This window comes from Sulfitobacter sp., from assembly GCF_039977885.1.
Taxonomy (GTDB): domain Bacteria; phylum Pseudomonadota; class Alphaproteobacteria; order Rhodobacterales; family Rhodobacteraceae; genus Sulfitobacter.
In genome coordinates, this window is sequence record NZ_JBDWCI010000009.1 from 56,237 (window position 1) to 79,318 (window position 23,082).

The 23,082-nt window shown below is 57.4% G+C and carries 18 protein-coding genes; 4 read left to right on the plus strand and 14 right to left on the minus strand.

All coding sequences use genetic code 11. From position 1 onward, the window contains the following. Positions 1-51: 51 nt before the first annotated feature. Positions 52-1,287, plus strand: coding sequence for a putative DNA modification/repair radical SAM protein (locus ABJM03_RS06995; protein WP_348416676.1), 1,236 nt, complete (start codon positions 52-54; stop codon positions 1,285-1,287). Next, positions 1,284-2,696, plus strand: a complete 1,413-nt coding sequence (locus tag ABJM03_RS07000) for a UdgX family uracil-DNA binding protein (RefSeq protein WP_348416678.1) — start codon at positions 1,284-1,286, stop codon at positions 2,694-2,696. Before ABJM03_RS06995 ends, ABJM03_RS07000 begins: the two co-directional genes overlap by 4 nt. Here ABJM03_RS07000 and ABJM03_RS07005 read toward each other — a convergent pair. The 5 genes from ABJM03_RS07005 to yghX all read right to left on the minus strand — a co-directional run bounded on the left by ABJM03_RS07005 (position 2,693) and on the right by yghX (position 9,785). After that, the gene (locus ABJM03_RS07005; protein ID WP_348416680.1) at positions 2,693-5,797 is read right to left on the minus strand and encodes an efflux RND transporter permease subunit; all 3,105 of its coding nucleotides are present in this window, start codon (positions 5,795-5,797) and stop codon (positions 2,693-2,695) included. The genes ABJM03_RS07000 and ABJM03_RS07005 overlap by 4 nt on opposite strands. Further along, positions 5,794-6,981: an efflux RND transporter periplasmic adaptor subunit gene (locus tag ABJM03_RS07010; protein ID WP_348416682.1), complete on the minus strand. Its 1,188-nt coding sequence runs from the start codon at positions 6,979-6,981 to the stop codon at positions 5,794-5,796. The genes ABJM03_RS07005 and ABJM03_RS07010 overlap by 4 nt, the downstream gene beginning before the upstream one ends. 186 nt (positions 6,982-7,167) lie before the next feature. Continuing rightward, entirely contained in the window at positions 7,168-8,076 is a 909-nt protein-coding gene (locus ABJM03_RS07015) for an MBL fold metallo-hydrolase (protein ID WP_348416684.1), read from the minus strand. A gap of 107 nt (positions 8,077-8,183) precedes the next feature. Then, positions 8,184-8,651, minus strand: coding sequence for a hypothetical protein (locus ABJM03_RS07020; protein ID WP_348416686.1), 468 nt, complete (start codon positions 8,649-8,651; stop codon positions 8,184-8,186). 246 nt (positions 8,652-8,897) lie between these two features. Beyond that, the gene (yghX, locus tag ABJM03_RS07025) at positions 8,898-9,785 is read right to left on the minus strand and encodes a YghX family hydrolase (RefSeq protein WP_348416687.1); all 888 of its coding nucleotides are present in this window, start codon (positions 9,783-9,785) and stop codon (positions 8,898-8,900) included. Between the two features lie 505 nt (positions 9,786-10,290). Here yghX and ABJM03_RS07030 point away from each other — a divergent pair. Continuing rightward, positions 10,291-10,842 carry a helix-turn-helix transcriptional regulator gene (locus ABJM03_RS07030; RefSeq protein ID WP_348416689.1) on the plus strand — a complete coding sequence of 184 codons (552 nt, stop codon included), beginning with the start codon at positions 10,291-10,293 and terminating at the stop codon, positions 10,840-10,842. An 88-nt stretch (positions 10,843-10,930) separates the two neighbouring features. Here ABJM03_RS07030 and ABJM03_RS07035 read toward each other — a convergent pair whose 3' ends face one another. The 8 genes from ABJM03_RS07035 to ABJM03_RS07070 all read right to left on the minus strand — a co-directional run bounded on the left by ABJM03_RS07035 (position 10,931) and on the right by ABJM03_RS07070 (position 19,241). Further along, positions 10,931-12,709 carry a pilus assembly protein TadG-related protein gene (locus ABJM03_RS07035; RefSeq protein WP_348416690.1) on the minus strand — a complete coding sequence of 593 codons (1,779 nt, stop codon included), beginning with the start codon at positions 12,707-12,709 and terminating at the stop codon, positions 10,931-10,933. Further along, on the minus strand, positions 12,696-13,118 hold the full coding sequence (locus ABJM03_RS07040; protein ID WP_348416691.1) for a TadE/TadG family type IV pilus assembly protein: 423 nt from the start codon (positions 13,116-13,118) through the stop codon (positions 12,696-12,698). The genes ABJM03_RS07035 and ABJM03_RS07040 overlap by 14 nt, the downstream gene beginning before the upstream one ends. Positions 13,119-13,121: 3 nt before the next feature. Further along, the gene (locus ABJM03_RS07045) at positions 13,122-14,096 is read right to left on the minus strand and encodes a type II secretion system F family protein (RefSeq protein ID WP_348416692.1); all 975 of its coding nucleotides are present in this window, start codon (positions 14,094-14,096) and stop codon (positions 13,122-13,124) included. Continuing rightward, positions 14,089-15,027, minus strand: a complete 939-nt coding sequence (locus ABJM03_RS07050; protein ID WP_348416693.1) for a type II secretion system F family protein — start codon at positions 15,025-15,027, stop codon at positions 14,089-14,091. Before ABJM03_RS07050 ends, ABJM03_RS07045 begins: the two co-directional genes overlap by 8 nt. Further along, the gene (locus ABJM03_RS07055) at positions 15,024-16,595 is read right to left on the minus strand and encodes a CpaF family protein (RefSeq protein WP_348416694.1); all 1,572 of its coding nucleotides are present in this window, start codon (positions 16,593-16,595) and stop codon (positions 15,024-15,026) included. The genes ABJM03_RS07050 and ABJM03_RS07055 overlap by 4 nt, the downstream gene beginning before the upstream one ends. Then, positions 16,592-17,800, minus strand: coding sequence for a hypothetical protein (locus ABJM03_RS07060; RefSeq protein WP_348416695.1), 1,209 nt, complete (start codon positions 17,798-17,800; stop codon positions 16,592-16,594). The genes ABJM03_RS07055 and ABJM03_RS07060 overlap by 4 nt, the downstream gene beginning before the upstream one ends. A gap of 76 nt (positions 17,801-17,876) precedes the next feature. Beyond that, the gene (locus ABJM03_RS07065) at positions 17,877-18,092 is read right to left on the minus strand and encodes a Flp family type IVb pilin (RefSeq protein WP_348416697.1); all 216 of its coding nucleotides are present in this window, start codon (positions 18,090-18,092) and stop codon (positions 17,877-17,879) included. Between the two features lie 474 nt (positions 18,093-18,566). Next, positions 18,567-19,241: a type 1 glutamine amidotransferase domain-containing protein gene (locus tag ABJM03_RS07070; RefSeq protein ID WP_348416698.1), complete on the minus strand. Its 675-nt coding sequence runs from the start codon at positions 19,239-19,241 to the stop codon at positions 18,567-18,569. A gap of 218 nt (positions 19,242-19,459) precedes the next feature. On the opposite strand from ABJM03_RS07070, the gene ABJM03_RS07075 reads away from it, so the two are divergent. Further along, positions 19,460-20,470 carry a serine hydrolase gene (locus ABJM03_RS07075; protein ID WP_348416699.1) on the plus strand — a complete coding sequence of 337 codons (1,011 nt, stop codon included), beginning with the start codon at positions 19,460-19,462 and terminating at the stop codon, positions 20,468-20,470. Positions 20,471-20,492: 22 nt separating this feature from the next. Here ABJM03_RS07075 and ABJM03_RS07080 read toward each other — a convergent pair whose 3' ends face one another. Beyond that, a complete protein-coding gene (locus ABJM03_RS07080) occupies positions 20,493-23,063 on the minus strand; it encodes an ATP-binding protein (protein WP_348416700.1) in 2,571 nt (856 codons plus the stop codon). Positions 23,064-23,082 lie beyond the last annotated feature (19 nt).

Consider the following 23,082-nt stretch of genomic DNA (forward strand, 5'->3'; position numbering starts at 1 on the left):
AGCGGCATTAGAGCGCTTGCCAGCCCCTGCAAAAGAACATTACAAGAACATATGGCAAAAATGAACCTCAAAGAAAAGCTCGCTCTGCTGAGCGATGCTGCGAAATATGATGCAAGCTGTGCCTCATCAGGGACAAGCAAGCGCAATTCGGCGGATGGGGCCGGGCTGGGTAGTACCGAAGGGTCGGGCATTTGCCATGCCTATGCGCCGGATGGGCGGTGCATCAGCCTGCTTAAAATCCTGATGACCAATTTCTGTATCTATGATTGCGCCTATTGCATCAATCGCGTGTCCTCGCAGGTGCCGCGTGCGCGGTTCTCGGTCGAAGAGGTTGTGCATCTGACGGCTGAATTCTACCGGCGCAATTATATCGAGGGGCTGTTTTTGTCCTCGGGCATCATCAAAAGCCCTGACGACACGATGGGTGACATGGTGCGGATCGCGCGCAGCCTGCGCCACGAGCATCATTTTCGCGGCTATATCCATCTCAAGACCATCCCTGATGCCTCGCCTGAGTTGATTGAGGAGGCAGGATTGTTGGCGGATCGTTTGTCGATGAATATCGAACTGCCCACCGATCAGGGGATCAAGGATTACGCACCCGAAAAGAACCCCCATGAAATCCGCCGTGCGATGGGGCGGGTCGAGCTGCGCAAACAGGCCGCCAAAGAGCGCACCCACACCGGGCGGCGCGCCGCCAAATTTGCACCGGCAGGGCAAAGCACACAGTTGATTGTCGGGGCGGACGGGGCAAATGATGCAACGATTCTGGAAAGCTCCACACGGCTCTACAGCACCTACAAGCTCAAGCGGGTGTATTATTCGGCTTTCTCTCCCATTCCTGACAGTGCGGCGGCGCTGCCGCTGATCAAACCGCCGCTCGTCCGCGAGCACCGTTTGTATCAGGCCGATTGGCTGTTGCGGTTTTACGGCTATCAGGCGGAGGAGATTGCCGGCTCGACCACGAGCGGGATGCTGGACCTCGAGATTGATCCCAAGCTGGCGTGGGCATTGGCAAATCGTGCCAGCTTTCCTGTGGATGTGAACCGTGCAGGGCGCGATATGTTGCTGCGGGTGCCGGGGTTCGGGACGAAGTCCGTCGCGCGGATCCTGTCGGCGCGGCGCAACGGGGCCTTGGGGTTTGGTGACCTCAAACGGATCGGTGCGCTGATCAACAAGGCCAAGCCGTTCATCGTCACGCGTGACTGGTCACCCGGCGGTTTGACAGATGCGGCCAATCTACGCGCACGTTTTGCGCCGCCCCCCGAACAGCTGAGCCTGCTGTGATATACCGCGTTGAGCTGCCACGCCTTGGCACGTTTGACGCGTGGCGTAGCGCCGCGCGGGCGCTGGCGAGCAATGATGTGCCTGCCGACGCGATCGAGTGGCAAAGAGAAGGAGAAGCGCCAAGCCTGTTTGGCGGATCCACCACGCTGCCCGCTGCGCGACAGATCACAGTGCCCAAAGCGTTTGTGCCGCTGGCCAAGCTGATCTGTTCAAGCCGTGCATCCGGCGCGCTGGATCTTCTTTACCGCGTTTTGCTGCGCTGCCGGAATGAGCCGCAATTGCTGGGAAATCGGGCGGATGCACAGATGCAGCAACTAGAAGCATGGGCCAAGAACATCCGTCGCGACATGCACAAGATGAAGGCCTTTGTGCGGTTTCGGGACGTGACGCCACACGGCGCAAACCGCCGGCAGTTCATCAGCTGGTTCGAGCCGGATCACCGGATCGAGGAGCTAATCGGTAGCTTTTTCACCCGCCGCTTTGGCGACATGGATTGGGTGATTGTCACGCCTGAGGTGACGATGCGATGTGAGGTTGGCACGCTCACGCTTGAGGCGGTCGTTTCGGAGCGGCTTGATCTGAGTGACGAAACCGAGGAACTTTGGCGGACCTATTACGCCAATATTTTCAATCCTGCTCGGCTGAAAATCAAAGCCATGCAATCGGAGATGCCCAAGAAATATTGGAAGAATCTGCCAGAGGCCGATCTGATCCCTGACCTGATCGCGGGCGCGCAGGCGCGGGTGGCACAGATGCAGCGGGAGGCTCCGCGCCTGCCCTCACCCCGATCACAGCGGATATTGGAGCGTCTGCCTGCACGGGCACCCATAGATGAGGTGCATAGCTGCACACGCTGTCCCATCGGCGCAAAGGCCACGCAAGCGGTCATGGGAAAGGGGCCAAAAGACGCGCCATTGATGATCGTGGGCGAACAACCCGGTGACCGCGAGGACCTGACCGGTCAGCCGTTTGTTGGGCCGGCGGGGCAGTTATTTGACGACATCGCCGCCGCGGCAGGATTGGTGCGCGACGCGGTCTATGTGACCAATGCGGTCAAACACTTCAAATATATTCCACGCGGCAAACGGCGTATCCACCAAAGCCCGAACCGCAGCGAAATCACGGCCTGCCGATACTGGCTGGACCAAGAGATTGCCCAAGTGCAACCAATGCTGATTGTCGCAATGGGGAGCGCGGCGGCGCAGGCATTGACGGGCAATAGCGCGGCGTTAATGGCGCGCTGCGGGCGGGTCGAGCAATCCCTCGAAGGGCTTCCCGTGCTTATCACGCTCCACCCCGCCGCTATTTTGCGAAGCGATACGCCGGCACCTTTGAGGGCGCAGCTGCAAGCGGACTTGCAGCGAGCATCCGAGATGTTGATAGCCGCGGCCGCCCGAACGGCGGGTTAGGCTTTGACGATATCGGGTGCCCCCCCTAGCTCACGTTCCAGACGGCGTGCGGAAGACCCCGGCGCAGCCCCCCAGACAGCAATCCAGCGGTAGAACACCGGCGTCAGGAAAAGCGTAAACACGGTGGCAAAGCCAAGCCCGCCCACAATCACCCAGCCAACAGCTTCGCGCGCTTCGGCACCGGCACCCGTTGAGATGATCAAGGGAAGCCCGCCCAGAACGGTCGAAACCATTGTCATCATCACCGGACGCAAACGCAGGCGCATGGCGTCGCGGATGGCGCTGTCGATATCTTGGCCACGTTCGCGCAGCTGGTTGGCGAACTCGACAATCAGGATACCGTTTTTCGCCATCACACCGATCAGCAACACCAGACCGATCTGGCTGTAGTAATTGAGCGACCCACCCGTGAGAGCGATCGCAAATAGCGCAGCGGCAAGGCCGAAGGGCACGGTAAGCATGATCACAACCGCGCTTGCAAAGCTTTCGAATTGCGCGGCCAGAACCAGAAGAACAATGATCAGCGCCACTGCAAAAACGACCAGCACGCTGGACTTACCATCATTGAGGGTCGCCGCCTCGCCAGTAAATTCGATGCCGGTGCCATCGGGCAGCATCTCGCGGGCCAGCTCTTCGACTGCGGCAACGGCAGTGCCCAGATCAACACCCGGAGCAAGGTTCGCCTGTAGCGATACGGCAAGCGCGCCGCCTTTGCGTTCAAGCTGCGCAGGGCTGACCACCGGCGTAAGCGTGGCCACCGCCGAAAGCGGCACATAGGTACCCCCGTCCAGGCGCAGGGAGATATTTTCAAGATCCGAAGGATCATCCAGCGGTGCCCCACCGGGGACAACGTTCACGTCGACTTCCTCATCGTTTTCGAAAATCGCAACCGGCACGACCCCTTGCAGCAACGCACCCACAGTTTCGGTGATGCCTGCTTCGGAAAGGCCAAGGCTGTTGGCGAGCTCTTTGTCCACGGTCAGCTCAAGCTGGGCATTCACAGCCGCGTTGGACAGTTGCGGGTTCACAAAGATATTGTTTTGCCGCATCGCCCCGATCAACGCATCCGCACTATCGTTCATCAGGTTGAGGTTGGTCCCCGTAACAGCAAAGGTCAGCCCCTGCCCCGCCCCCCGAATGTTGAGGCTGTTGGGCGAGCGGGCGCGGACCTGCACGCCCGGAACCTTTGCCAGATCGTTGGTGATGTCGGCAAGAATTTCCTGTTGGCTGCGCGCGCGGTTCTGCCATTCAGGCAGGCGGGCGATGACAAAGGCGTTGTTGCCGCCCCGAATGCCGATGATGGACTGGATCGCGGCGATCTCGCCTGCTTCGCGGAACGGGGTGAGGATGTCTTCGATCTGGGCGGCCTGACCGTCGAGGTATTCGCTTGTGGTGTCCAGCGGGCCAATCGCCTGAATCAGGAACACGCCACGGTCTTCGGGCGGGGTGATGGCAGACGGCAGATTAATCGCCGCCCCTGCTGCAGCGATGACAAACGCCCCCGCGATGCCCAATGTCGCCAGCGGGTTGCGGATCGCCAGATCGACAAGCCCATCAAAGCCGCGCATAAAACGCCCCGGCGGCTGATCTTCGGCGGCGTCTTCGGGCATACCTTTGGACGTATCAAGAAGCGCAGCAAGAACAGGAGCAAGCGTTAGCGCCGTGATCGAAGAGATCGTCACCGCAAAGGCAAGCACAAAACCGAATTCGGAAAATACACTGCCCGCCTGCCCCGGCAGGAAGGAAATAGGGATAAACACCGCGGCCAATGTGGCGGTGGTCGAAATAACGGCAAAAAACACCTCGTTTGTGCCCTCCGCCGCGGCAGCAAAAGCGCCAAGCCCTTCGCGCCGCTTGCGTACGATATTTTCGATCACAACAATCGCATCATCAACCACCATGCCCGTGGCAAGCACCAGCGCCAGCAGGCTGATGGTGTTCACGGAAAAACCCGTGGCCCAGATGGCCGCAAGCGTGCCGCAAAAGGCCACCGGAATGGTCAGTGTCGGGATCAATGTGGCACGCGGCGAGCGCAAGAAAACAAAGATCACCGCGATCACGATCAGCGTAGCCAACGCGATCGAGTTGATCACTTCGCTCAGCGATCCTTCGATAAAGATGCCATCATCCGAGGCCACAATAATATCCATGCCTTCGGGCAACTGCTCGCGCAGCTCCAGCACAGCAGCGTTGACTGCCTTTGAAATCTCCAAAGTGTTGCCCAACGATTGACGCGAGACATCAAGGCCCACGGCAGGCTGGCCGTTCACGCGGACAAAGACATCCGCATCTTCGGGCAACACCTGCACCACGGCCACATCGGCAATGCGTGTGTTGGCGTTGATCGGTGTCTGTTCTATGGCCGCCACATCCACGTTGCCGTTACTCACGCGTAGGGCCAAGGTCTGGTTCTGGGTTTCGAGTTCACCCAACGGGGTATTATCGCGCAGCACAGTGAGCGCTTCGGTGACGTCATCCACGGTCAGGCCAAGGCCCGTAAGGGTGGGCATATTGACGGTCACGCGGAACTCTTCCGCCCGGTCGCCGCGCACTGTGACTTCGGCGATCCCGTCAATGGTGGACAAACGGTCCCATACCTGCCCCTCGGCCACCCGGGTCAGCTCGGCAAAGCTGACATCGCCCAGCAGCGCGAGGCGCATGATAGGATCGCTGTCACTGTCGTTGCGGGTAACAACGGGGTCGTCGATGTCCTCGGGCAGATCACTCAATGTTTCCGAAACGATCTCTCGCGCTTCATTCGCGGCGATGTTTACATCTGTATTCTGTGACAGCTCGATAGTGATCGAACTTTCGCCCGCACTCGAGCTGGATTCCATATAGGACAGCCCTTCGAGCGAGGTCAGCGCCTCTTCGAGGACTAGCGTGATTTCCTGATCCACCGTGGCAGGCACAGCCCCGTCATAATCGGTGCGGATCGAGATAACCGGCTGGTCGACATCCGGCATCTCGCGCACCGTCACAGCGGAGAGTGCCGCGATACCCGAAATGACAATCAGCAGGTTGACCACAATGCCAAGGATGGGACGGCGGACAAAAAGATGGGCAAATCCGGTTTTGCCGAGTGCTTTTTCAAGGCTCATGCCGGGTCCTCGTCGGTTTCAGCGGCGGCCACCGGAACCGATTTTGTGGCCCGAATAGGGCCCTCTGCATCAGATTGGTTGCCTACATCCTCCACGACGGCTCCGGGGCGCAGTTTGGACGCTCCTTCGACCACAACCGTGTCGCCTTCGGCCACATCGGTGTCTACCCATACCTGCCCGCCCTGACGGAAGCGTACCGTAACGGGGCGGCGTTCGGCTTTGCCGTCCTTGACGACCCAGATGCCGGCCCCATCACGGGTCCAGTTCAGCGCGGTCGCGGGCAGAACGGGCATGGGATCGGTTTCGCTCAGCAACCGGACAACCACAGTCATACCTGACCACAAAAGCCCGTCCGAATTATCGATGCGCGCCTCAACAGAAATGGTGCGCGTGGTGCTGTCGATGCGGTTATCAAAGGCGGTGATTTCAGCCTCGAAAACGCGTCCTGCATAGGTTGGCGTGCTGGCCAGAACCTTGCGACCCAGCTCAAGCATGCTGATCGCGCGTTCGGGCAGCGCAAATTCGACCAGCAACGTATCACTGTCGTCCACGCGGACAATCATATCGCCGCTATCCAACAGGTTTCCGACCTCGACTTCGTGCAGACCTAGCCGGCCATCAAATGGCGCGCGGATTGTGCGGCGATCCAAGGCCACTTCGGCCCGCCCGACATCGCCTTTGGCCTGCGTCAGTGCCAGATTGGCCTCGGTGATTGCGACCTCGGTGACGGTGAAATTGCCATCCGCCCGCAAACGTGCGTTCCGGTCGACAACCGATTGCGCCTGTTCCATCTCTGCCTGCGCCACCTCGAGATCGAGCTTTTCGGTCCGGTCATCAAGACGTACCAGAACATCCCCTTCGGAGACGCGTTTATTCGGTGTCAACAAGACCTCGGTCACACGTCCCGAAGTTTCGGCCAGCACATTTGCCGTGCGCCATGATGCGGCACTGCCGATGGTCTGGATTGTCGCCTTATATGGCTCGTATTCCAGCGATTGCAGCACCACAGAGGTTGTGCGCCCCGCACCGGGGCGCCCCCTGGCCGAGCGGCTATCACCGCCATCCGGCTCCGGTGTCGCCAGAAACGGCAGGGCCTGCGCGACCTGCCCCGGCACACCAAAACTCAACACATAGGCCCCTCCCAATAGGGCAAGGGCGAACAATGCTGTTATCAGATGTCTCAAGACCGTAATCCTTTGTGTAGCCGTTTATTCAAACGCAGAAGCATGGCATTATAACGCGACGGCAGCCTATTTCCGTCGAATTTTTTTTCGTCGCTCGTAAACAAACCCATTTACGACGAAAAGCTTTGCCGATTTGCACAAACAGGCAAAGCTTTATCCTGCGATGTGTAGACCGAGAGTACGGTTTTACCCGTCCATATGCCCTTCGACCCGCGCGATTTGGGCATGGATTCCGCGGATGTTCAACTCAACCCAGTTATCAAACTGCGCAAGATTGGAAAATTCGGGCACAGCCGCCAGATCTGCACGCAGAGCGGGCACCAGATCGTCGATAGCCGTCTCATCGTTGATACCGGCCACAACCCCGTCACGCACAGCTTCGAGGTAGCGGCGCACGATGCGCATGCCCTCCTTGTCGCCCACATCTGCGTGCCCCGGTGAGGCAAGATCCCAATCCAGTTGATCAATCTCATGCAGCGACCGGATCATGCCTTCGACATCATAGCGGGCCAGATCGCGGTAAGGCATCCGGCCAATAAGCAACCAGTCGATTGCCGAAATCACGCGATTTTCCGGGACCAGCAGGCTGATAGAACCGCGCCCGTCGTTGGGGCCGTGATAACGTAGCTCGATCTTGCGACCACCCAGAAGGATATCGAAACGCTGTTCGAATGTTTCGTCCGGCAGGCGGGTGTCGACCCTCATCCGCGCCATGCTTTCGCGGGCAAGACTGTGGGAGATGTAGCGCGGGTTGTGCCCCTCAAACGCCTGCCCACCCGAGACGTGATCGGCGTGGTTGTGGGAATAGACCACCCATTTGACGGGCTTGTTGAACCGCTCGGCAATTTGCCCGTTCAGCCACTTTGCAAAAGGAAGGTTCAGCGTGTCGAACAACAAAATACCATCGTCCGTGTCAATCAGCAGCCCTGTGTGCCGCTCGTCCCGCGTGCGCCAGATACCATCCCGAAGCTCGGTCAGTTCAAAATCCCCGCCCGAGTGGTCATGGCTTTCGGCCTGCGCAGGCAGTGCAGATGTCGCGACGATAGCGGCTGAAGTGCCCAGAAGCTGGCGGCGGTTAAGATCAGTTACAGACATGATAATCCTCGGCTTTTCGGTTTTGAGGGAATGTGGAATTTACAAGTGGAAGAAACGCATACAAACGGCGGGGCCCATGCTGGCCCCGCCTGCGCAAAAGCGCTGTGTCAGCTTTGGAGCGCTGCCGTTCGGGGCATCGCCGCGTGCAGCTTTACCAGAACAAAGGCAATCAGCGCCGACATGCCAACGTGCCCGACAAAGGATGATTGAGTATAGCTGCCAAAGCCCATCATGAACTCACGCCCCAGCACGGGAGCAAGGATGCCTTGAGCAATAAACCACAAAACAACGCCCGCGATTACGCCCGACCAGATCAGTTTGGTCCGTGTAACCAGATGGGTCAGCGCGACAAAGATTGCAAAACCAAAGGCTCCGATGAGGAAGTGGATCGCGAACGCGCCCCAATAGGGCAGCAAAACGCCCGTTGCCATCTTTGTCAGGCCGGTCACAAGCTTTGCGGGCTCCAGCGTAACACCGAAAATCAGCGGCGAGACCAGCCATGCGTAGGCTTCGAACGAGAGCTCGCCGATAAGGCCGGCGATTGCGAGATTTTTAACAGTCAGGGGGGAGGACATAATGATTTTGGCTTTCAGATTGGTTGATCGGATAAAGCGAGTAAATTACTCTGATACTGCCGCCCAACTATGCCGAAGACCAAGCGTTATGAATGCCGTTGACGGCTTCGTGATCTTCCTCTCACGGCCAAGTGATTATTTGTAATACAATAAAAGCCTTACCGCCTATATCGGCGGCATAGGGGCATTTTCAAAATATCGTGCAAGGACGGGTGCGGCTCGTGTGAGTTCGCACCCGCCATGGGTTCAGGTCAGGTACTTATTGAACCAGCCAATAGTGCGCTCCCAGGCCAGTTCGGCCTTGGCCTCGTCATAGCGCGGGGTGCTATCATTGTGGAAACCGTGGTTGGCTCCCTCATAAATATAGCCCTCATAGGTTTTACCATTGGCTTTCAGAGCGGCTTCGAAATCAGGCCAACCTGCATTGATCCGCTCGTCCAGCTCACCCATTTGCACCATCAGCGGAGCCTGAATTTTTGGCACGTCCGCGGCCGCAGGTTGGCGGCCATAGAATGGCACACCGGCAGCAAGCTCGGGATAGGCCACCGCGATTGCACTGACCACGCCGCCACCATAGCAAAAGCCTACTGCGCCAACTTTACCGGTGCTGTCATCGCGGTTGAGCAGATGCTCGAAACCGGCGAAGAAATCATTCATCAATTCGGTGCCATCGACCGTACGCTGCAAATCGCGCCCGTCAGCATCATTGCCCGGATAGCCCCCCACAGAGGTCAACCCGTCAGGTGCCAGCGCCATAAAACCCGCCTTGGCCAAGCGACGCGCGACATCTTCGATATAGCGGTTCAGACCGCGATTTTCGTGAATCACCAGCACAGCCGGCAGCGGACCTGTGCTATTTGCCGGACGCACCAGATAGCCGCGCACGTCACCCGTACCATTCGGGGAGGGGTATGTAATGTAATCGGCAACAATATCGGGGTCATTAAATGATACCTGTTCAGCCATGGCATAGTTAGGGCTGAGCATGCCCAAAAGCGCCGTCGCGGTCACGCCTGCCACTGCAAATTTACCGGCACGGTCCAAAAATTCACGTTTGGTAATTTTACCGTGGGCATAGAAATCATAAAGATCGAGGAGTTCCTGATCAAAGTCTTTGGCCGTCATACGTGTCATTGTGTTTTCTTTCCTGTTGAAGCCTTTGGATTGCATGGGTTTGCAGTAGATACTGCGCGGGCCTGCGCAGCATAGATATTAGCTTTCGCGCGCTTTTTGTCAGCGAGCTTGCTGGCATTAGGCATCTAATCGCCGAATTCACCCCCACATTTATCAGCGATTTGACCATAGTCCCTCTATTTTCCGCCGCAAGAAAAGCGTGGTTTTTGGGAGCTTCCAGTTTGATATATGGCGCGGCTTTTGCCATGGGTCTCGCCGGCATGGCATTGCCCGCGCGCACAGCGGGTAGCCATCAGGTTTAAAACGTCAACCACTCAGCAATTCGGCAAACAGCCCCAAGGATACATGATGCCGCCTTTTGCACAAATGACCCCCACGTAATGCATTGCCAGCACAACCAAAGACAATTACTTAACTTTTGAATAATTTCAAGCAACCACCTTAATTCCGCCCAAATAGGTGCTAAGTATAAGCACTGCGTAACGATCACACATTGGAGTAAACGATGTCGAAATTCTGGATCACGGGAGGTTGCTTGGTGGGTTGCGTTGCAGCTCTGAAGACCTTCTTAACCATACAGCTTGTCTTACCGGCTAGCGAAGCCAATTTTGCTTTGGTTTCAGGGCTATTTGCATTGTTTTACGCTCTGACCGCCGCCGTAATGTATGTGGGCTATGTCCAATTGCGCAAGCATCTTGAGAGCCGGCAGAACGACAGCGTGCCTTTTGCGACGGATGAACCGGCGGCGAAAGAAACAGTTATCCTGCGCCATGCCGCGAAATGGGGTCTGTCCCAGGCAGAAGCAGACGTTGCAATTTTTGTGGTCAAAGGTTTCTCCAACAGCGAAGTTGCCGAAATGCGTGGCTGTGCCATTACGACGGTGAAGTCCCAGTTGGGTCGAATTTATCAGAAAACGGGCCTTGGTTCACGCTATCAACTGATTGCCTTTGTGACAGATGAAGTCTGTTCAATGGCTCAGGACGCTGAACCGATAAAGGCTCGGCGCAATACGCGCGATGCGCTTTCTGTTGTCGGGCGCAATAGCTCGGCTGCGTGATCTTACGCAGCATCCCGGCGATGACAGGCGATTTGCGCCACATTTGGCAGCCCATATTCCATGGCGGGTCATACAGAACCATATTTGCTCACCTGACCAACTGGATCGCTTCGCAATGATGGCCGATCAGTGTCAGCTCCCCCACACCCAAAGACAGCCCCGCAGCGTTTAGCGTTTGATCCAGCACCGCATCCAACGGTGCAGCGAGACCTGACAGCAGCCTGTCGGGCAAGATCGCCAACAGCGTCGCAATCACAGGCTCAACAAGCACCGAGATCAGACCTTGATCGCTTAGCTTCACACGGACTGTAGTATTGTCCGGCGACAACAGGCCGCTTACAGCGGAAGATAGCATAGTGCCCGACCCGAATGATTTGACCGTGTTGCCGCGTTCAACATCATCCAGTGTAAAGGTCACGGTATCCTCTTGCGATTGGCCAACCGCGACATTGGAACGGGCCTGGATCGTGATGCCCGGCAAACTAATGTCGGGCAAAAAAAGCAGTTCAACGCTGATATCGACTTTCAGAATATCCGCAAAATCCAGATCTGCGGGATTGATCGCATCACCACCGATATCCTCAGGCAGCGCGCCAAGGTACAGCGCGGCGACCGATGTTCCGTTCGTTGGATCCAGCGGAGTTGCAGCCGTGGTAAAGCTCGCAGCGAGATTTTGTGCCGACGCCCTGTCACAGGCCAACGTATCAAGCGTGGCCGTGGCACCGGCGACTTCGACATAAAGAGGCAGGTTTACTTCGGCCACCGATACCCCCACGCCCAGATTACCGAGTAAATCGGGGCTCAGGGCCACGTCACTTTTCAAACGGACAGCGGCACGGTGCAGTTGCGCGCCCTCTTCGCCCAGCGTGTACACCGCCGAGCGCGCGGCAGGCTCTCCTGCTGTTAGGCTCGTTTGGACAGAAAGCACATCGGCGACATCTACCTCCGCGTCCAGATCAAATGTCTGCCCGACGCCGTCGGCCACAACCAGCGTGCGTATAATATCGAGCGCCGACACCTCGATTTCCGATAAAAAGCCGGTCACGGTCAAACCAAGGTCGGTATCGATCCCGCCGATCAACGATGCGACCTCGATCTGGGTGCCCGACGATGCGCTGCGCACCCCGTTCAATGCAGTCTCAAGTCCGGCTGGCAGTAATCCCTGCAGCGCCGAAACCAGCTCTTCTCCCGAGACCGTGTCATTCAAGATATCAGCAGGATTGCGACCCGCCCCGCCAGTAGCGGCATCCAGTATCTCCAGATAGTCGCCCAAATTCACTGAAACATCCGCGATGGCCTGCGCGGCACCAAGGTCGATCGTCGCGGAGGCTCCGAAAGTGGAGGTTAGACTGTTGATCAGATTGCTGATGTCGAGGGTCAGGATATGACTATCGAGCGCAAAGCTGGCGCTGACCGTGTGGCTGGCCAATGCAGTCCGGTCTAGGGCAACATGTGTTTTGTCAGAAATGACGCGGCCAAAATGCAAGGGCGCATCATGTTCAAGAACCACCCGCACCGCATTAATGCCCGCCGTCCCTTCGGGCAGAACGGTGAAACGGTCCTCTGGCGCAATTTCGGGATTGCGCAGGAAACGCCCCGTTTCGAGAAGTTGCAGGGATTCTGCCGGCTCCCCGTTGCGCGACAGGACGTATTCAGCACGGTCGCTGGCTGTATCCGTCACGGCAACCGCACTCACCGCGGCAAGATCGCTTACTGTTTGTAAATGCGCCCGGTCGCGGTACAGCGAAACAACATCTACGCCCAAGGCCGTAAAGCCAAGCAATACCACCAACAACAAAGAGACAATGACCGCGACTGCGCCGTCATCTTCATTGGCAAAGCTGTTCAACCGGTTAATAGGCGACATAGGCGCTCCGTTTGATCGCGGTCAGGCCGAGACCCAGAAACCCGTTCGCAATGTCAAGCAAGGAGCCGTCGATATCATATGTCACAGCAACACTGATCCCTGCCGGGCTGGCTCCTTCGTAGGTGAGTGTTTCGGTGATCGCATCTTGGTCCAACAAAGGATAGCGCCTGTGCGCTTCGCGGATATAGGCATCGGCCAATGCCTCACGCTCGGTCTGATCGAGCCCTGCAACAGATGCACGCGCAGCACCGGCGGCGACCTCATTCACCGAATGGCTAACCCCCATGAAATAACCAAGCGTAATAATGCCGAACAAAAGCGCGAATAAAATCGGCGCAATAAGGACAAATTCCACTGCGACAGCACCGGTTTCAGAGCGGTAAAAGCGGGCAAGGTTCAGGCGGGCCATGGATCAACCTCCCTTGATGATGTTGTCAAACACGCTGAGCACGGCAGGACCGATCAGCACAACAAACACAGCAGGCATAATGCAAAAAATCAGCGGAACCGTCATCAGAACGGGAAGCCGCGCAGCTTTTTCCTCGACAGCCATAAGACGGTTTGCGCGCTGTTCTTCGATCAAGGTCCGCATGGCCCGCGAGAAAGGCGTGCCATAGGTGTCCGACTGGTCCAGCGTCTGTGTGAAAATGCCGATTTCCGGCAGCGGCACACGGGTTTTCAGTTTTTCATAGGCGCCACGACGGTCATTGGTCATACGCATTTCAGAAACCATTTGCAGGATTTCGCGGGCAAGTTCAGGACTGGTCGGGGTCAGTTCAACCGCCACGCGCTGTAGCGCCGGTTGCGGGCCTAGCCCCGCCTCCGAAGAGATGACCAGCAGTTCAAGCATATCAGGAAAGCCACCCCGGATCAGCGCAAGTCGCTTTTTGCGTTTGTCATTCACAACCCAATCCACAGCTTTGGACAGGCCTAGTGCAACGGCGATGACTTTCGCTGCAGGTATGACCATGGTGATGCCGAAGGATTGTGTCAGAAACAGCCATACAACCCCGAACATCACAGCAGCCACCGGCAGCACGGTTTTTAGAAATGCATAAATCAACAAGGCATCGCGGCTACGGTATCCAGCCGAAGACAACAGCGCCGCTGTCTCCCGGGCCTCGCCACCCGAAATCACCGAAAGCCGCTCGCCCATGAGTGCCATCAGGCTGCGCAAACGACCGAACCAATAGGCAAGGCTGCCCGACTGCGCCTGATCCCGTGCCCTGCTTGCCCGTGATTGTCCCTTGCCCGCGGCACGAAGCAGCCGGCCGGCCAGAACACTGCGCTGCCGTTCAAGATGGAGCAGCGCACCGAAACCGCACAATGTCAGCGCGAGGCCCCCAAAGGCCAGCCAGTAAGTAGAATGCACCAGAACGTCAGACATCAAGCTTGCCCATGCGGGTCATCATAAAGATGCCCACCCCGATACTGGTGACGGCTGCGGCAGCCATGATACGGCCGCGCGGGTCGTTATAAAGCGGCTCAAGGTAGCCGGCATTCAGCACCCCGATGGCAAGCAACACAACAAAGGGCAAAGACGCGAGGATAATCGTGCTCGCACGAACTTCGGACGTAAGCGCGCGAGCCTTCTTGCGCAGCTGGCGCCGCGCGCGCAATTGGTTGGCAAGTCCCTCCATCGTCTCGATCAGATTGCCACCAGTTTCGGCCTGAAGCGCGGTTGCTACAGCAAAAAAGCTCACTTCCGGTGTCTGGATACGCGCCGAAAGCCTTGCAAGGCTTTCCGGCAGGCTCGTCCCCATGCAAATCTCGTTATGACAACGGGAGAATTCGCGCAAAATGGCCCCTTCGCTGCTTTCAACCACAATCGAGAGAGAGTTTGACACAGGGCGCCCTGCACGCAGGCCACGTGCAAAAACGTCCAGGGCCTCAGGCAGATTTTCGGTGAACGTGGCGCGGTAGCGCGCCTTAGCGATGCGCAAGACCAAAGCTGCAAGCGTCAGAGGTAACAGCACAGCAACCAGCACAGCGAGCAAAGGCGACAAGCCCAACAGCAAGACAGACACCCCATATAGCCCAAGCACCCCAACGGAGACCTGCACCACAAGCTCATTCACACTCACCCGCAGGTTGGTTTGCGCCAGCTCGGCTTCGATAAGACGTACAATGCCGTTTTGTGCAGGTTTCTCGAACGAAGATCGCCGCGGTGCCGGCATCACAACGCCCGCGTCGGGGCGCAAACGGTGCAGCCGCGCAATGTGGCGGCGGCGCTGGCGATCAGCAAGCACCACAAGCCACAAAACCGCCCCGAGAAAGACGACCGACAAAACCGCGAACAGAACCAAACTATAATTCACACCGATATCCCCAAAATGGTATTCAGGTCATCGGCGACACCATAATCGGCGGCGCGGCTGGCGAATTTGGGTTTGAAACCGGTAGAGCGGAAACCGCCATTGATCTGTGTGCGGGTGCTCGACGCGTCGGCTTCGAACACAAAAAGGTCCTGCAAAGTGATCGTATCTCCGGCAAGCCCTGCGATCTCGGAAATGGAGGTGATCCGGCGCTTGCCGTCACGCATGCGCGACACCTGCACCACCAGATGCACCGCATCGGCAAGTTGACGGCGCACAACCCCCGCTCCCGGCGCAAAACCGGCAAGTGCTGCCATGCTCTCCACCCGGGTCAATGCCTCACGTGGTGAATTCGCGTGTAGTGTGCTCATCGACCCATCGTGGCCGGTGTTCATCGCTTGCAACAGATCAAGCACCTCGTCCCCACGGATTTCACCAATAATGATACGGTCCGGCCGCATCCGCAGCGCGTTGCGCACCAAGGTCCGCATGGTGACTTCGCCGGTGCCTTCTACATTCGGCGGGCGCGTCTCGAACCGGACAACATGAGGTTGCTGAAACCGCAGCTCTGCAGCGTCCTCGATCGTGACAAGCCGCTCTCCCTCGGGGATGAACTGTGACATCGCGTTCATCAGCGTGGTTTTCCCCGAACCCGTCCCGCCCGACACCAGAATATTCAAACGCAGATAGGCGGCCAATCCCAGAAACGCGGCCATTTGTGCGGTCATGCTGCCGCCTTCCACCAAGGCGTCAAGTTTGACAGGGTTCTTAGGGAATTTACGGATGGTGATGGTAGGACCATCAATGGCCAGCGGCGGCACCGCAACGTTGACACGGCTGCCATCCTTAAGGCGGGCATCAACCATCGGCTGGGATTCATCAATGCGGCGGCCAACAGCCGCGACAATCCGGCTCGCCACAGCGAAAACATGCGCATTATCGCGAAATTTCACACCGGTAAGCTCAAGCTTGCCACCGCGTTCCACATAGACCTGATGCGGCCCGTTCACCATAATATCGGTCACGCGGTCATCTGCCAGCAGCGCCTCAAGCGGGCCAAGGCCCAGCATATCGGCCAAGACAGCCACCACCAGATCCGATACCTCCCGCCCGTTGAGGTGCATTTTGCGTTCTTCGGACAGGGCGATAATCGCCTCGTTGATCTGCTTTTCCTGCTCGGCACGGGTCAGCGCCGCAAGATCGGAGAAATCGAGGATTTCGGACAGCGCCTGCACAACCTCATTGGCCAGCGTCATCAAGCTGTTTGATATCTCGCGCGGCGCTGTAGCCTTTGCAACCGGTTCCGCAGGCGGGGCGACGGGTGCGACAGCACGAACCGCAGGTTGCGGCGCGCTGCGCGGCTGCGCCCTTTGCAACGCTGCTGTTGCACGGGCAAGGATGTCGCGCTGTAGCGACATCGGCCAGACAACATCAGATGTCTCCATCAAATGGGTGATGGCCACATTCGCCCGCTCCGCCGCCGAGAGACCTTCGGCATCGATCCGCCCCGCCACGGACAAAACAAGTGGCAATGCATCTTCAAGTGAAGATTTCGGCAGCGGGATGTTCATCCAAACAATCTCCGCAACAGCGGTTTGGATGTCGCCGTTTCGGGATCAGGGGTTGTGATTGCGGCTTGCCAGATTTGGCCGACAGCCTTGGCATAGGCACCGCGCGGCTGATGCTGGACAACGGGTTTGGCGGCGCGATGCGCGCGGGTCATCACAGTGTCACAGCGCGGCAGGGTGGCGGCCACATCCATACCGATAATCGTCTTGATGTCTTTTGCAGACAGACCGGCATCGCGCCGCAAATCGGACAGAACAGGCACAATACGCAAACCCGGATTCTGCGTCTGGACACGGTTGATCAAACGGCTTGCTGCATTCACACCTGAAAAACCTGCGGGGATAAGCAGGACAAGCGTATCAATGGCATCCGCCAGCTCGGGCCGCCCAAGCAGCTGGCCTCGTGGCAAATCCGTCAGGACCACATCGAAGCTTGTGCACAGCGGCGCAATCAGGCGGCCCAGACCCGGCTCAAAAGACGCGGCATCCTGCCCTGCCCCGATCTGGTTCGAATAAAGCGACAGGCGCGGAGTGATGTGATCCATCGTGGCGTTGATGAACGTCTCGTCAATACGGTCAGGTGCCATCAGCGCCTCAAACAGACCTGCGGTACCGTCCCGATCCAGATCAATGGCCTGTGTGCCGAATTGCACATCCGCATCCAAAAGCGCCACACGGCGATCCGGCCCCTTCGCCGCAGAACCAAAGAACGCGAGATTTTGCGCCAGCAGGCTTGCCCCCACACCGCCGTTTGATCCCATGATGGCGATCGAGGGGGATTTTGCCGGTGCCGGTGCTTCGACCTGCGGCACCAGCTTCAAAGCAGGAGAAGGTGCCGCCTTTTGCGCTGCAAGGATATCCTCTGCAGTGACGGGAAAGTTAAAATACTCCCTAGCACCGGCATCGCGCAAACGGCGGTAGGTTGCCAGATCAGTCTGCCCCCCGAGGACAATCAAATCCGCACCGCTGCGACAAATCTCGGCCACGCATTCGCAGGCCATTTCAATCGGGGTGTTGCCGATTTCGGCCAATACCATACGCGCGTGCAATGCGTCAGGTCCCAGACGCGCCGCACCGGTAAGCCCGCCGCCATGAACCATCTGCGATGCATCGCCGCTTTGCGCCAGAACACTGCGGGCAATCGCAGCCCCCTCATCAGAGCACATATAGGCGGCAACACTGGTCGGGGTTGAGGCATCAAATGGCATGAGTTGTGTCCTAGGCATGGAGGGAGAAGGTGACGGGTGCAGCCCAAAAGAACTGCACCGGTCTTGATGGAGCAATCTATTCCTCAGCAGTAATACCCGCGTCCGTAAGCTCACCACTGATTTCCGCAAAACCTGCGTTTGTCTGACCGCCCAGCGTGGCAACAGTGCCAACAATGACGGCACCAATCAGGGCCGCAAACAGGCCGTATTCGATTGCGGTGGCACCATCTTCGTCTTTGGCAAAAGTTTTCGCGACAAAGCGGATGGCGGAGCGTGTGAATGTCGTTTTCATGGTGTGATATCTTTCGAAAATGAAGGGACCGGAATGATCCGCTGATGAGACCAAAGATGAATGAACAAATCGTAATCCACCATCCACCAATGGTCGCATAGCCCTTTATTCAAACGATAAAATGACGGGCCTCATACCAAGGTCGTACGGACGCGCGGCTGCAATGTGGCAAGACCTGGCACAATATGGCGAGGGCCAGCATAGATTGCGGCGGCGTTGCCATCGGCCGCCTTTTTGTCACGGGAGGACCCGTGCAACTCAACTAAAATGAAGCGAAAAATTCAGGTAAATTTCACCTAAAAGCCACCAAAAACACGCCCGATTCGCCGCGTCTTTTGCAGCAGCAACAGCACCAACAGCCACGCGACATTTGCGGGCCGTGTCGCGGACACAGCACCTGGCGCAAGACCGAAAAAAAGGGGCAAACAGCCATCATGCCATTTGCCCCTCTTTGGTCTTCGATTTTTCCTGCGGTTAGATCAGTGTCAGTAATTTTCTTGCCGCGGCCTCGGACGAGGCGGGATTTTGCCCCGTGACCAGCTTGCCATCCACCACCACAAATGACGCCCAATCATCACTCTTTTGATAATCGCCTCCATTCGCCTTCAACATGTCTTCGACCAGAAAGGGGACCACCTGCGTCAGCCCAACGGCCTCTTCTTCGGTGTTGGTGAAACCGGTCACCGTTTTGCCGGACACCAACGGCTTGCCATCTGCGCCCTTGGGGTGCTTGAGCACGGCCGGCGCGTGGCACACAGCCCCCACAGGACGGCTGCTGCCGGCGAAGGTTTCGATCAGGGCGATACTTGCTGCATCCTCTGCCAGATCCCAGAGCGGCCCATGACCACCGGGATAAAAGATGGCGTCAAACCCTTCCGCATCGACGCTGTCCAGAACGACCGTGTTGGCCAGCTCTTTCTGCGCGGCGTTATCGGCCTTGAAGCGCTTGGTTGCCTCGGTTTGCGCATCTTCTGCATCACTGGAGGGGTCCAGCGGTGGCTGCCCTCCTAGCGGAGAGGCAAGCGTGACATCTGCACCAGCGTCTTTGAACACGTAATAGGGTGCCGCAAACTCTTCGAGCCAGAAGCCCGTTTTGTTGCCCGTGTCGCCCAGTTTGTCGTGCGAGGTCAGAACCATCAGAATTTTCATGTGCTATGCCTTTGATGTTATTTCTTCGCGGCGGATTGCTTGTCTGTGCCCTGCCGCTGCTGATGCAAACGTATACTGAGCAAACTCGTTCCCTACCGGCGGCGCATTTACCTCATTTCGTAGCGTCAGCTACACAACACCCGCAAAGTGATTACATTGATTTGAGTGGCCATCCCGCTTTGGCACTATATGTTTTTCACAAACAAACCGGATGCCTCATGCCTGATCTCGAACGCCGCGCCTTTATCGCGACAAGTGCCGCCTTTCTAGCCCGCCCCGCTTTGGCGCAGGCCTCGCCCTGGCAGGCGGTGGCGGATCATGCCCGCAGTCTGGACCAATGCCATGCCCTGATGATCTTGCAAAACGGCAGCAAGGTCCTCTCTGAACGGTTCAGAGGACCCACACTTGACCGTGCTGTGCCGATCAAATCCGTGTCCAAATCAATCGTCGCTGCCTTGACCGGCACCGCATTGGCGCGGGGCGAGATCGCCTCTTTGGACATAACACTGGGAGAGACCGCGCCAGAGCTGATCCCCTCAGGTGCCGATCCGGAGGTCGCCGCGATCACCATCAGAAACCTGATCACGATGCAGGCGGGGCTGGAGCGCACTTCAGGGGCGAACTACGGCAGCTGGGTGAGCAGCAGCAACTGGGTGGCCGACGCCCTCTCCCGCCCCATGGTGGCCAAGCCCGGCGCGGGGATGCTCTATTCTACGGGAACCACACATGTCTTGGGTGCGGTTTTATCCCATGTATCAGGGCAAAGCCTGTTGTCGCTTGCTCGTAGCCGCCTTGGGCAACCACTGGGCATCGACATACCCGCATGGACCCGTGATCCACAGGGCCGATATCTGGGCGGCAACGAGATGGCGCTCACGCTTTCTGCCATGGCCCGATTTGGCGAGCTGTACCGCAACGACGGACGTATCGGCGACACCCAAGTGCTCAGTGAGGCATGGGTCCGCGCATCGTTCCAACCGGCCACGCGGTCTGTTTTTTCGGGTCTGGGGTACGGGTATGGCTGGTTTCTGGGCCGAGCCGGTCAGACCGATTATGCGCTGGCACGCGGATATGGCGGGCAAATCATCTGTGTGTTCCCTGATCTGGCACTCACCCTTGCGCTGACATCCGATCCGACGCGCCCCGCACGCAGCGCCGGATATTTCGGAGACCTGTTAGCCCTGATTGATCAGACTATAATCCCGGTCGCACGCAGCCAAAAAAGCTGACGCAAGCACAGGAACAAAGGCATCAATGAGGGCAAAGCCGCATGATCATCTCGGCAAGCTCGCGACCTGAAAACGGCTTGGCCAGCCATTCGGTCTTTTGATCACAGCCTTCGATATGGTCCGCATTCGGGTAACCCGAGATAAAGATCACAGGACAATCCGGACTGCGCAGGCGTAGTTCTTTGGCAAAATCGGTGCCCTTCTGCGGCCCTGACAGCAACACATCAGACAGCAACAGATCAAACGCGGTCCCCGCATCAACAATTTCCCACGCAGCAGCAATAGAGGACGCACGCAGCGGGTGATGACCAAAGCCGCGCAGCATCTTATCAAGGTATTTCATCACCTCGTCATCGTCTTCCAGCACGAGAACCCGCAAACCATCTGCCTCCGGATTTGCCGGGCTCTCTATCTCTCTTGCGGTACAAACCGATGCATCAACGGTCCGTGGCAGGAACATCCGGATCGTTGAACCATGTCCAAGACTGCTTTCTATCGTTGCAGTGCCGCCCGACTGGCAGGCAAAGCCGTAAACCATAGACAAGCCTAAACCGCTACCTTTGCCGACACCTTTGGTGGTGAAAAACGGCTCGAATGCGTGGCTTAGTGTTTCTTCGGACATGCCTTCACCGGTGTCGGTAACAGAGCAAACGATATAATCGCCAGATTCCAGCTCAAGCCCCTCGAGGTCCTCGGGCCGGGCCAGATCAAACGCCAGCTCTATCAGGCCTCCGTTGGGCATCGCATCGCGCGCGTTAATCGCAAGGTTAAGCAGTGCGGCCTCAACCTGCCCCGGGTCGGCATGGGCGTACAGATCATCCTTATTGGCCAGAATGCGGGTATCAATATTCGGCCCAAGCGTGCGGCGCAGGATTTTTCCCATCTCTGACGCTAATGCGAGCATATTGATAGACTGCGGTTGAAGGGTTTGCTTGCGCGAAAAAGCCAACAAACGCTGCGTTAACTCGGCCCCCCGATTTACGGCGTTCTGGATCGGTTCGACCAGATCGCTTTCATGCGAAGGATCAAGCGCCAACAGCTCTGCATTACCCCCCATCACGGTGAGAAGGTTATTGAAATCATGGGCAATGCCGCCTGTGAGCTGCCCCAACGCCTCCATCTTATGGGCGTGGCGCAATGCGCGTTCCGCTTCCAGCTGTTCGGTCACATCAATCGAGGTCATCAGGCTTCTTGACCAGTCTCCCTCATATCCTGACAGGATGCACCACGTAGCAATGAGATGCCGTACCTCACCGGAAATAGCGGTGATCGAGGTCTCGATTGTGCCGCGTGTCTCTCCCTGTACTGCGGCGATGATCAGCTGCCGAATGAAATTCTGCGACTCGGCCTTGAAATCTGTTTTCAAGATATCGTTCAGCTCGCTGATGTCGCTGGCAGCATGAAGCGCCAAAGAGGCGGCGTTCGCATCTATGACTTTGATGGATTTTCCACATCCAACAATAAACTCCGGATGCGCATCCAGATATTTTTCCATTATCTCGACATCCGTGATCCCCAAGGCATCCACACGTTGCTTGAAGTCCGACAGATCCTCTTCGCGGCTGGCAATCGGGACGTTCTCGAACAAGTCGCGATAACGGGTTTCGCTGGCGCTGATCTTGCGGAACATGGTTGTTATGCCCGTCTCCATGGATTGGAATTCTTTGATGTTCAAACCACGTTTACGCTCCTCGAAGGGCATTCCGTCAAAGCCGTTTGCGATGGCGGTCACGACGTTCTGGATTTTCTTGATCCGCGCTTCGGTCCCACGTGCCATATAGAAAGCCACGCATAATGACCCCAGAAAGCCGAGCAGTAAAATCAGCACGACCTCGCGCATGAACCTCGCTTCAACGGCCCCGAATTCCGACACCGGCTGAACCACCATGACGCCCCAATTCGCCCCCCGGGCAAAGGTGTAGCCCGCAATCATTTCCTCACCGTAATAGGGCGACGAGAAGGTCATGACGCCTGTCATCTGCTGCATCATCGCCTCGACAATCGGAAGGTTGGCGACCAGTTTCCCCTCGTCCATCCAATCCGTCGAGGGATGAGCGATGATATGGCCACGGTGATCGGTGATAACCGCATGCCCGTTCTCGCCGAACCGGACATTCTCTTGTAGCTCGCGGAACATCGTCGTCTGCACCGCCGCCTGAACAAAGAAATCGCCGGCATCCGCAATCACCGTCATCAGCGGCGGACCATCGGAGGCTGTAATGCCCCCATATCCAACAGAACTGTCGGAGGTGATCTGTTCGAAAGTGGCCAGTTCTTGTGCCGACACACGCATACCACATTGGGCTTCATTCCCCAAATAGGTCGAGATCACCAAGCCATCCGTTTTGCGCACAACGCATACGCGGTAAAAATGAAGGTTCTCGAAGATAGGCCGTGCACCAATGGCACGCCCCTCGACGATATCGGCCGAAAAAGTCTCCATCGCGGCGACCAGATCGCTGCTGTAATGTTCAAGAGATGTCGCGATGCCCTGCGCCATCAAAAGATGGCTTTCTTCTACCGCCTCATACTTTTGATTATAAAAGAACGAGTAGGGCCACATCAGAAAAACAAGTATTGGCAGGCCGGACACCAGCACAGTCACACTTGCT

What these genes read in the sequence shown, in the direction of transcription:
- ABJM03_RS07015 (WP_348416684.1), bottom strand. Translation starts at nt 8,076, where the DNA reads ATGTCTGTAACTGATCTTAACCGCCGCCAGCTTCTGGGCACTTCAGCC.
- ABJM03_RS07055 (WP_348416694.1), bottom strand. Translation starts at nt 16,595, where the DNA reads ATGAACATCCCGCTGCCGAAATCTTCACTTGAAGATGCATTGCCACTT.
- ABJM03_RS07020 (WP_348416686.1), bottom strand. Translation starts at nt 8,651, where the DNA reads ATGTCCTCCCCCCTGACTGTTAAAAATCTCGCAATCGCCGGCCTTATC.
- ABJM03_RS07065 (WP_348416697.1), bottom strand. Translation starts at nt 18,092, where the DNA reads ATGAAAACGACATTCACACGCTCCGCCATCCGCTTTGTCGCGAAAACT.
- ABJM03_RS07045 (WP_348416692.1), bottom strand. Translation starts at nt 14,096, where the DNA reads ATGTCTGACGTTCTGGTGCATTCTACTTACTGGCTGGCCTTTGGGGGC.
- ABJM03_RS07035 (WP_348416690.1), bottom strand. Translation starts at nt 12,709, where the DNA reads ATGTCGCCTATTAACCGGTTGAACAGCTTTGCCAATGAAGATGACGGC.
- ABJM03_RS07075 (WP_348416699.1), top strand. Translation starts at nt 19,460, where the DNA reads ATGCCTGATCTCGAACGCCGCGCCTTTATCGCGACAAGTGCCGCCTTT.
- ABJM03_RS06995 (WP_348416676.1), top strand. Translation starts at nt 52, where the DNA reads ATGGCAAAAATGAACCTCAAAGAAAAGCTCGCTCTGCTGAGCGATGCT.
- ABJM03_RS07060 (WP_348416695.1), bottom strand. Translation starts at nt 17,800, where the DNA reads ATGCCATTTGATGCCTCAACCCCGACCAGTGTTGCCGCCTATATGTGC.
- ABJM03_RS07005 (WP_348416680.1), bottom strand. Translation starts at nt 5,797, where the DNA reads ATGAGCCTTGAAAAAGCACTCGGCAAAACCGGATTTGCCCATCTTTTT.
- ABJM03_RS07040 (WP_348416691.1), bottom strand. Translation starts at nt 13,118, where the DNA reads ATGGCCCGCCTGAACCTTGCCCGCTTTTACCGCTCTGAAACCGGTGCT.
- ABJM03_RS07070 (WP_348416698.1), bottom strand. Translation starts at nt 19,241, where the DNA reads ATGAAAATTCTGATGGTTCTGACCTCGCACGACAAACTGGGCGACACG.
- ABJM03_RS07030 (WP_348416689.1), top strand. Translation starts at nt 10,291, where the DNA reads ATGTCGAAATTCTGGATCACGGGAGGTTGCTTGGTGGGTTGCGTTGCA.
- yghX (WP_348416687.1), bottom strand. Translation starts at nt 9,785, where the DNA reads ATGACACGTATGACGGCCAAAGACTTTGATCAGGAACTCCTCGATCTT.